Annotated in this window: 1 protein-coding gene; it reads left to right on the top strand. The window is 33.3% G+C overall.

Features of this window, described 5'->3' with window-relative positions; genetic code table 11:
- The first annotated feature begins 321 nt into the window (after window positions 1-321).
- Window positions 322-1,620 carry a hypothetical protein gene (locus AC1DIV_RS29870; protein WP_477577952.1) on the top strand — a complete coding sequence of 433 codons (1,299 nt, stop codon included), beginning with the start codon at window positions 322-324 and terminating at the stop codon, window positions 1,618-1,620.
- The last annotated feature ends 202 nt before the right edge of the window (window positions 1,621-1,822 follow it).

Below are 1,822 nucleotides of genomic sequence, written 5' to 3'. Positions count from 1 at the left end.
CTAAAGCAGAGGGGAGTCCCCTCTGCTTTAGAGCATTATCTAAAAGTACACACTGTAATATAAATTGAAACGCCGTATACGCGAACCGTACGTACGGTGTTGTGAGAGGGGCGAAAATAATACATTTATTTTCCCTCTACTCGATTATGTAACTATCGGGGCAGGATAGTTGAAGAAGGAATTTTCGTTTTTGAAGAGAATTTATAATGAAATAAGAATAAGGGCGAGGGCCTAGAGTACTACATGATCTTTAGCCCCCATTTCTTCATTATGGGGTCAATTGTTCTGCTCATAATTCCCTACTTGAAAGGAAAATAAAAAATGGTTAAGGATGTATTTCAAATAAATCTTGATATTGTTGTTCTTGAAAAATTAAGAAACAAAGTGAACGAGGAAAAAAATATCTCCTATAATAAAAGAAGTGGTAAGCACCGTGCATGGGATAAGATTTGCTCTATAATGGATAGACTTGATGATACTGTTTATTTCATAAATGAACTTAAATTAAATACTGGTAAGTTCGAAAGAAGTGCGTTTGATTTTTTTGATTTTATGAACAATGCATCTGTGGTTGTGGATTGTATAAAAGAACTGGTAAAGATTTTCAATGTACCCGATGATAAGATCAAAAAGTCAACAGAGATTTTTAATCAACTTGGCAGTGATGGGAAGGGAACAGATGAGAGGTATTTCGAATACCTACGTTCTCTATGTTCACTTCATCCAGTAGAAACAAGCCGACACAAAAGATATCAAGATAACGATTTTGAATGTAGCCCATTTGTAGTTTGGAATAACATAAAAATATGGCCTGAAGATGATTGTGATATTTACGCAGTTGTCTATACAAGTAAAGATGAAGAGACTAATAAAAGAGTTAAGATATACATTTCACAAATATTTGAATATGTTGAGACGAGATTAGATTTTGTTACAGAAATAACAACTGCAATTGGCCAATATCAAAAACAGGTTATTTCTGACTTAAAGAATAGACCCATAAAAAAAGAAAAAGAGTATGATAATTATATTGATTATCTAAGAAATCTAGACAAAGAACAGAAAGAACGATACGGTTCAAACCATTACTATCCGTTTGATTACATTATTAATTTATATGAACTTAGAATATCAAACCCCCAAAACAAAATGAAAATGAATTTATATCTAAACGCATTAAAATATGCAATCGAATTTGAACATAACAGCATGCAAAATAGGAGTGATGAGGGATATGAAAATAACGGATTGTTATATTCTGAAAGAAAAATTAAAACATCTTTATATATTGAATTATATTCACCTGATAGCCGAAGTGATGAAAAAAGAAGATATGGGTATAATTTGGAAAAAATTAGCTATTTAAGTTATGATGCAAGCGACAGTAATAAACAATGGGCGTACATTCAATTAGATAATGCACGATCATTTCTGGAAAAGTATGTTTCATTTCAAGGTGCTAAGGGTGATTTCGAGCATTATGCGTTAGTTGAATTAGCATTGTACTTAGACTGCTTGGAAAATAAATGCTTAATAAATAAGAATATTCCTAATGACTTTAAATATCGTCAAAGACAACTATCTGATGACGAGTTGAAGGAGTTATTTTCTGATAAATAGTTTCTTATTATCGAGTAAGCTTGCGAATAAATGTACTTAAACTAAAGGGTGCATTAGCTGAAGATCGGAGCTGTCTTTAAGGCAGCTTTTTCTTGTGTGCCAGGCATGGCATCTATCTAGGTGGTGAAAGTCCACTGTGGGGGTACACATCGACCAACCACTAAGGAAGCGCAAGGTACTTATCGTGAGGTAAGGGCTGGAG

It is taken from the genome of Peribacillus sp. 05N428, assembly GCF_056397085.1.
Note: the sequence above shows the minus strand (reverse complement) of the source record. Positions and strands in the feature narration are given on the sequence as shown.